A 7,771-nucleotide genomic window follows, 5' to 3' on the forward strand; every position below is an offset into this window, starting at 1 on the left:
GGGGCTCAGCTGGAGCCGGTCTGGACCAGTGGGGGGTGGCCGTTCCAGGTGACGTAGAAGATGGAGTCGGTGCCGGCGCCGCCGTCCTGCTGGAAGTCGACGCGGAGCCAGGTGTCGGTGACCCACTGGTGCCAGGACCAGCCGGGGTCGGGGGTGACCGAGACGATGCTGGCCGAGGTGGTGCCCATGTCGATGACGATGCGGCCGCCGGGGCGGGTGAAGGTCTGGATGGTGCCGGCGGCGCTCGCGGAGGGGCTCGGCGAGGGGCTGGCTGAGGGGGACGCGGAGGCCGTCGGGGTGTGCGACCGCGTCGCGGAGCGGCTCGGCCCGGCGGACGGCGTCGCGGACGGGCTCGGGGACGGGATGGTCACCGCCGAGCCGATGGAGGTCGGCAGCGGCGGGGGAGTGGGCGAGGCGCTGGAGGGGTCGGCCACCGCCACCAGGGCGCTGGGCTGCTCGTAGGTGCCGTCGCGCAGCACCCGGTGCACGCCGAACCAGGACACGGACACCGCCGCTGCGGTCGCTCCGGTCCATGCCGCTGCCCGTACCAGTCCTCTGCGCACGGGCATCAGTATGGCGGTTAACCCGAATGGGCTACCTTCACTGTTCATGGCAACTGTCCTGGTGGTCGAGGACGACCCGTTCGTGCGCTCCGCCCTGATCCGGCACCTGACCGGGGCGGGCCATGCCGTGCGCAGCGTCGGCACCGCGCTGGAGGCGCTGCGCGAGGTCGCCCAGGTCGGCTGCGACGTGGTGATCCTCGACCTCGGCCTGCCCGACCTGGACGGCAGCGAGGCGCTGAAGATGATCCGCGGCCTCACCGACGTCCCGGTGATCATCTCCACCGCGCGGGACGACGAGAACGAGATCGTCCGGCTGCTCAACGCCGGGGCCGACGACTACCTGGTCAAACCCTTCTCCGGGGAGCACCTCAGCGCCAGGATGGCCGCGGTGCTGCGCCGCTCCGGCGCGACCGCGGGCGCCGGACAGCACCTTCAGGTCGGCGGGCTGCGGATCGACCTGCAGCGGCGCGAAGTGCTGCTGGACGGCGCCGCGCTCGACCTGACCCGGCGCGAGTTCGACCTGCTGGCCTTCCTGGCCGCCCGCCCCGGCGTGGTGGTCTCCCGGCGGGAGCTGCTCGCCGAGGTGTGGCGCCAGCCGTACGGGACCGACCAGACCATCGACGTGCACCTGTCCTGGCTGCGCCGCAAACTCGGTGAGACCGCGTCACGGCCGCGCTACCTGCACACCGTGCGTGGGGTGGGCGTCCGGCTGGACGTGCCCACCGGACCGAGACCGGGGTCGGCACCGTGAGGTGGGCGCTGGTGAAGGTCTGCGTCGCGGTCACCACCATGGTCGCGCTGGCCTTCCTGCTGCCGCTGGGTCTGATGGTCCGGGAGACCGCCCGCGACCGCGCCTTCAGCGGGGCCGAGCGGCAGGCGGCCGCCATCGGTCCGGCGCTGGCCATCACCGGCGACCCCGGTGAGCTGACCCGGGCGCTGGCCAGCACCCAGGCCGGGGCGGCCGGGATGATGGCGGTGCACGTCCCCGGCCACACCGCGGTGGCCGACGGCAGCGGCACCCGGGTCACCGGGCTCACCACCATCGGCACGCCCCGCGCCACCAGCGACCAGATCCTCGGCGCCGCCGCCGCCGGACACCCGGTCAGCACCGGGGTCCCGGGCGGCTTCGCCTACCTCGAACCGGTCGCGGTCGGCAGCGGCGGCATCGCCGTGGTGGAGGTGTTCATCCCCAACGCGACGCTCAGTCAGGGGGTCGTCGCCGCCTGGCTGGTGCTGACCGGGGTGGCGGTGGTGCTGGTGCTGATCTCGGTGCTGGTCGCCGACCGGCTGGGCACCAGGATCGTCGGCTCGGCCCGCCGGCTGGCCGGCGCCGCGCGGGCGCTGGGCGCCGGCGACCTGGCGGTACGGGTCCCGCAGGCGGACGACTCCCCGCCGGAGCTGCGGGACGCGGCCGCCGCCTTCAACGCCATGGCCGACCGAGTGGTGCGGCTGGTCGCCGCCGAGCGCGAGCTCGCCGCCGACCTGTCGCACCGGCTGCGCACCCCGCTCACGGTGCTGCGGCTGAACGCCGCCGCACTGGGGCAGGGCGATGTCGCCGAGCAGACCCGGCACGCGGTGGACCAGCTGGAACGCGAGGTCGACCAGATCATCCACACCGCCCGCGGACGCAGCCAGGGGCTGATCCCCGGCGACGGCACGGGTGCCGGCACCGGGGCCGACGACGACGCCGCGCCGGCGCCGCTGTCCTGCGACGCCGCCGAGGCGATCAGGGACCGGGTGGCCTTCTGGTCCGCGCTCGCCGAGGACGAGGGCCGGGACTGGCGACTGTCCGGCGCCGATTCCGACGCGCCGCCGGCCCTGGTGCCGGTGGCCACGGCCGACCTGGGCGCGGCCCTGGACTCGCTGCTGGGCAACATCTTCCGGCACACCCCCGAGGGCACCGCCTTCGCCGTCGACGTGCACCGGGCCGCCGACGCGGTCATCGTGATGGTCTCCGACGCCGGTCCCGGCATCGCCGACACCGAGGCGGCGCTGCGCCGCGGCCACGGCGCGGGCGGGGCCGGCTCCACCGGCCTCGGCCTGGACATCGTGCGCCGGGTCGCCGAGTCGACCGGCGGTGAGGTCGAGGTGGGGCGCTCGGCCATCCTGGGCGGGAGCGAGATCCGGATCCGGCTGCAGACGGCACCGACCGGGACCCGGTCCCCGGGGTCCCGCAGCCGCCGTCGGCCCGCACCCCGGGTGCGCCTGGTGCGGTAGCCGGGATTCCGTTCCGGGGTCCCGGGGACGGGCCCCGCGGCCGGTGATGCGGAGCGGCGGGTTCCTTAACAGCGTCCTAAGGGACCTCTACCCCTGTCTGAGCAGCCGTTCTGGCGCGCCTTCGGCCGATAGCGTCGGCTTCGGCCGGGTCCGAGGACCGTCGGTGACGCCGTGTCAGGAAGGCGCCGCCACGCTGCCCTTCCCCCACGGGGCCCGGCCCCCCAGGTACTCCGACGGAGGTAGTTCCCGTATGTCGTCACATGCCAGGTCGTCCAAGCAGGCCAAGCCCGCAGGCTCGCGCCGGCGCCGTTCCCGCCGCTCCACCGTCATCGGCGCCTCCGCCGCGGCGGCAGCCCTCGTCGGCGGCAGCGTGATCGCCCTTGCGGCCAGTGCCAGCGCGGCGACCGTCGGCGCGGTGTACTCGACCACCAGCAACTGGGGCAGCGGCTACACGGGGCAGTACGACGTCGACAACAGCAGCTCCGGCACCATCAGCAACTGGAAGCTGAGCTTCGACCTGCCGGCCGGTGCGAAGATCAGCTCGCTCTGGAACGCTACCTACACGGCCAGCGGCCAGCACATCACCGTGACCCCGGCGAGCTGGGACAGCACCCTGACCGCCGGGCAGCACGCCGTCGTCGGCTTCGTCGTCAACGGGTCGGGCGCCCCGACCGGCTGCGCCATCAACGGCGCCGACTGCTCCACCGGCAGCGCCCCCACCCCCAGCGGGCAGCCGACCACGGCCGCCCCGAGCGCGACCGCCAGCGCCAAGCCCACGGCCAGTGCCAGCGCCACCGCGAAGCCCAGTGCCAGCGCCTCCGCGACGCCGACCAAGACCGCGACCGCGACGCCCGCCCCCAGCGCCACCGCCACCACCGGATCCGGTAGTGGCACGGCCGCCACCAGCGGCTTCTCCCCGTATGTCGACACCTCCCTGTACCCGGCGTTCGACACCGCCGCCGCCTCGGCGGCCGGCGGGGCGAAGAACTACAACCTCGCCTTCGTCCTGGCCGGCAGCGCCTGCACGCCGGAGTGGGGCGGCGTCAGCGCGCTGGACAGCACCGGGGTCCCCGGCCAGATAGCCGCGCTGCGCAAGGCCGGCGGCGACGTCCGGGTCTCCTTCGGCGGCGCCAACGGCACCGAGCTGGCCGAGTCGTGCACCTCGGTGTCCTCGCTGGCGGCCGCGTACCAGAAGGTCATCGACACCTACGGGCTGACGAAGATCGACTTCGACATCGAGGGCGGCGCGACCACCGACACCGCCGGGATCACCCGCCGCAACCAGGCCATCGCCCAGCTGCAGGCGACTGCCAAGGCCGCCGGCAAGACCCTGGAGGTCTCCTACACCCTGCCGGTGCTGCCGTCCGGACTGGTCCAGTCCGGTACCGACATCCTGCAGAGCGCCAAGAGCAACGGCGTGGACGTCGCGGCCGTCAACATCATGGCCATGGACTACGGCGACGGCGCGGCCCCCAGCCCCAGCGGCCGGATGGGCACCTACGCCATCGACGCGGCCACGGCCACCCAGGCTCAGGTCAAGAGCATCTTCGGGCTCTCCGACGCGGACGCCTGGAAGCACGTCGCGGTGACCCCGATGATCGGCGTCAACGACACCAGCACCGAGGTCTTCACCGTCGCCGACGCCCAGCAGCTGGCGACCTTCGCCTCGACCAAGCACCTCGCCTGGCTGTCCATGTGGTCCGCCACCCGTGACAAGCAGTGCGCCGGCGGCGCCCAGACCTGGGCCGACGCCAGCTGCAGCAGCATCGTGCAGTCCACGTACGCCTTCGCCAAGGCGTTCGGTGCTTACACCGGCTGACGTCGGGTAGGCGATGCGGGGCCCCCGGGGAACCACCCCGGGGGCCCCGCCCGTCTTTCCTGGGGTGACCCGCCGGGGGTGGGATGGGTTCGTCCACAAACTGGCATGATTACCTGATGGGCCCGTCGGGCGGGAGCGGCGATCCGCTAGGGTCACGCAGGGTTGGTGACAAGGAGAAGCTGCGTGACGAGTCTCGGTTGGGACACGGGAAAGGTGCGCGAGGGCGGCAGGACGTCAGCCCCCCGGGCGGCCGTCGAGGGTGTCCTGAGGGCGCTGCGGGAGGCGCCGCGCCGGGAGACCCGGATCGCCTTCTGCGTCGGCCTGGCCTCACTGGTCGTCTACGCCCTGGTCCGGCACCTGGTCGGGGTGAGCATGGTGGACATGGTCGTCTACCGCGCCGAGGGGTCCGCGGTCGCCCACGGCGGGAACCTCTACGACATCCGGGTCAGCGAGTGGAAGCTCCCGGCCACCTATCCGCCGTTCGCCGCGATGCTGTTCACCCCCACCGCCTGGCTGCCGGTAGGCCCGCTGCGGATCCTGGTCACCGCGGGCAACCTGGTCGTCCTGGGAGCCTTCGGCTACCTCTCCGCCGTGCTGGCCGACTGGCCGCGCAAGGCCATGCGTCCGGCCCTGGTCTTCCTCGTCGTCGGCCTGGGCGTCTGGCTGGAACCGGTGTTCACCACGCTGCGCTACGGCCAGATCAACCTGGTGCTCGGCGTCCTGGTGCTCTACGACCTCACCCGGCCCGACTCCCGGCGCAGCAAGGGCGTCGCCATCGGCCTGGCCGCCGCGATCAAGCTCACCCCCGGGCTGTTCGCGGTGTACCTGCTGCTCAGCGGCAGGATCAGGGCGGCCGTCACGGCCGGGCTGACCTGCCTGGCGACGATGCTGCTGGGCTTCCTGCTGCTGCCCGACGCCTCCAGGTCGTTCTGGACCACCTACGTCTTCGACACCAGCCGGGTCGGCAAGGAGTACATCGTCGACAACCAGTCCCTGCGCGGGCTGGTCGAACGTGCGATGCACACCCCGGACGGCGGGATCGTCGCGCTGCTGCTGACCGCGGTCGTCGGCATCGGCGGGCTGGCCGTCGCCGTCGGGATCCACCGCAACGCGGTCGGCTTCCCCCGCGCCCGGGCCTGGTCGGTGCTGTGCGTCGCCGTCACCGCCGTGCTGGTCTCCCCGATCAGCTGGACCCACCACTGGGTCTGGTGCGTGCCGATGATGGTGCTGCTGGCGGCCGAGGCCTCCGAGGAGCGGTCCAGGGCCAGGGCGCGGGCCCGGGCCGGGACGCCCCGGCGGCGCCGGGTCTGGCGCGGCACCCTGATCGCGACCGGGCTGGCGTTCTGCTCCTTCGCCATGTGGCTGGTCCCGCACAAGGGCCTCAGCAACCTGCACATCTCCTACCTGCTGCAGCCCTTCGCGGCGCTCTACCCGCTGGTCGGCCTGGCCTTCCTGGCCCTGGCGGGGGAGCGGCTGCGCCGGCACCTGCTGCGCGGGAAGCCGTCCGGTCCGCCGTCCGGTCCGCAGCACCCCGGCGGCCGGGTCCCCGGGCAGGCGCGGTCGTCCTCGCAGGACGTGCTGGCCGGCTGACGCGACCGCGCGGCGGGGCGGGGCGGGGCGCCGGGGGCGGGCCGGGGGCGCGCGGGCGGGAACACGCATCAATGGCCGGCCAGCAGGGCGGCCAGGGCCCCGTCCATGTCCAGGCCCGCGTCCTCCCGCCCCGGCGGCACCAGTCGCAGCGCGCTCTCCAGCCAGTAGGCCACCGCACCCGCCGGGGCCTCGATCAGCGCGTCGCCGGCCGGTGAGCTGAGCGCCAGGCAGATGACGTTGCGGCCGCCCTGCCGGGTCGGCCAGATCCGCACGTCGCCGTGGCCGCAGGCCCTGAACATCCCCTCCACCAGCAGATCCCGGGCGAACACCCAGGTCACCGGGGAGTCCTGGCCCAGGTGGAAGGTGATGTGCACGGCGTACGGGTCGTCGGCGAGGTAGCGGAACCGGGCCGGCACCGGAACGCTCCGCTCCGGCGAGAGGATCAGGTTCACCCTGACCTCCTCCCTGACCTCCCTGACGTCCTGGCCCTCCGCGTCCTCGGCATCGCCCGCGGTTCCCGCGCTTCCCGGGTTCTCCCTGTCCATGGCACTTCCCTCTTCTCCGCGGATCCGGCGGCGGCCGTTCCGTCGCCCGGTACTGGAGGAGAGCGGTGCGCGGCCGGACTCTTACACCACTCCGTGCGCCTCTTTCGCGGTTTGTCGGACATCTCGCCCTTACCGGGCCACGGTGGTACTACGCTTTGTCACTGCTCGACGACGTGGCGTGCCTGGTGCCTGCACCGCCGCCGCCCGGCAACCCGGACGAAGACGGAGCAGGTCGCATCCGATGACGGCTGTCCCACCCAGCGCTGACCCCGAGACCGACGGTCCCTCGGCCGGCTACTACCCCGACCCCTCCATCCCGGGTTTCGTCCGCTACTGGGACGGGCTGGGCTGGCTCCCGGGGACCAGCCGCCCGGCGCCCGGGCCGGACGAGGTGCTGCCGCCGCCGAGGGCCGCGGCGCGGCAGAACGGCCCCTCGATGCGGTTCGTACCGCCGCCGGTCCGCAGCGGACGCCCCGAGCCGGAGCCGGAGCGGGAAGCGGTGGTGGAGGTCCCTGCAGTCGAGCCCGAACCCGAGCCCGAACCCGAGCCGTTCGTGCCGCAGCGGGCGCTGCCGCCGCTGCTCCCGTTGGGCGGTGCCGGTGCCGTCGAGCAGTCCGGGCCGATCTTCCTGGACGAGACCGGGGTGTTGCCGGAACCCCGGGCGGCGGCGCCGGCGGCGGTCGTGGCCGAGGAGTCGGCCAGCCGGTGGATCGCGGACGCGGCGCAGCAGCGCGGCCTGATGGAGACCGGGGCTGCCCCGCGCTGGGTCTCCTGGGGCGTCGCCGAGCCGCAGGCCGCCCCGCAGGGGGTCGTGGCGGAGGCTGCTCCTGTGGCCCCTGCTGCACCTACGGCCCCTGAAGCGCCGGCTCCAGCTCCCACCCCCGCCCCCGCCCCCGCCCCCGTCCCCGTCCCGCCGGCCCCCGGCCCCGCCCCCGCGCCCCGGCGGCCCGCCCCCGCTGCGGCGGTGCCGGTCCGGACGCTGGGGCCGGTGCCGAGCGGTTCGAGCGCCGCCACCGGCGGCGGAGCGGGGGCCGGGG

Annotated in this window: 7 protein-coding genes; 5 read left to right on the forward strand and 2 right to left on the reverse strand. The window is 74.3% G+C overall.

Annotated features, from left to right (window positions below; translation table 11 throughout):
- Positions 1-5: 5 nt before the first annotated feature.
- Positions 6-563: a hypothetical protein gene (locus tag ABUW04_RS38650; protein ID WP_030260541.1), complete on the reverse strand. Its 558-nt coding sequence runs from the start codon at positions 561-563 to the stop codon at positions 6-8.
- A 46-nt stretch (positions 564-609) separates the two neighbouring features.
- Here ABUW04_RS38650 and ABUW04_RS38655 point away from each other — a divergent pair, with 46 nt between their 5' ends.
- The 4 genes from ABUW04_RS38655 to ABUW04_RS38670 all read left to right on the forward strand — a co-directional run bounded on the left by ABUW04_RS38655 (position 610) and on the right by ABUW04_RS38670 (position 6,189).
- A complete protein-coding gene (locus ABUW04_RS38655) occupies positions 610-1,314 on the forward strand; it encodes a response regulator transcription factor (RefSeq protein ID WP_030260540.1) in 705 nt (234 codons plus the stop codon).
- The gene (locus tag ABUW04_RS38660) at positions 1,311-2,780 is read left to right on the forward strand and encodes a sensor histidine kinase (RefSeq protein WP_380568960.1); all 1,470 of its coding nucleotides are present in this window, start codon (positions 1,311-1,313) and stop codon (positions 2,778-2,780) included. The genes ABUW04_RS38655 and ABUW04_RS38660 overlap by 4 nt, the downstream gene beginning before the upstream one ends.
- 250 nt (positions 2,781-3,030) lie before the next feature.
- Positions 3,031-4,599 carry a cellulose binding domain-containing protein gene (locus tag ABUW04_RS38665; RefSeq protein WP_380568961.1) on the forward strand — a complete coding sequence of 523 codons (1,569 nt, stop codon included), beginning with the start codon at positions 3,031-3,033 and terminating at the stop codon, positions 4,597-4,599.
- Positions 4,600-4,782: 183 nt separating this feature from the next.
- Positions 4,783-6,189, forward strand: coding sequence for a glycosyltransferase 87 family protein (locus ABUW04_RS38670; RefSeq protein WP_380568962.1), 1,407 nt, complete (start codon positions 4,783-4,785; stop codon positions 6,187-6,189).
- 68 nt (positions 6,190-6,257) lie between these two features.
- Here ABUW04_RS38670 and ABUW04_RS38675 read toward each other — a convergent pair whose 3' ends face one another.
- Positions 6,258-6,734: an SsgA family sporulation/cell division regulator gene (locus ABUW04_RS38675; protein ID WP_084715079.1), complete on the reverse strand. Its 477-nt coding sequence runs from the start codon at positions 6,732-6,734 to the stop codon at positions 6,258-6,260.
- Between the two features lie 241 nt (positions 6,735-6,975).
- Between ABUW04_RS38675 and ABUW04_RS38680 the strand changes: the two genes are divergently transcribed.
- Positions 6,976-7,771, forward strand: a 796-nt coding sequence (locus ABUW04_RS38680) for a DUF2510 domain-containing protein (protein WP_380568963.1), incomplete at its 3' end; no start/stop codon positions are given.

The sequence above is a fragment of the Streptacidiphilus jeojiensis genome (genome assembly GCF_042510965.1).
Taxonomy (GTDB): domain Bacteria; phylum Actinomycetota; class Actinomycetes; order Streptomycetales; family Streptomycetaceae; genus Streptacidiphilus; species Streptacidiphilus jeojiensis.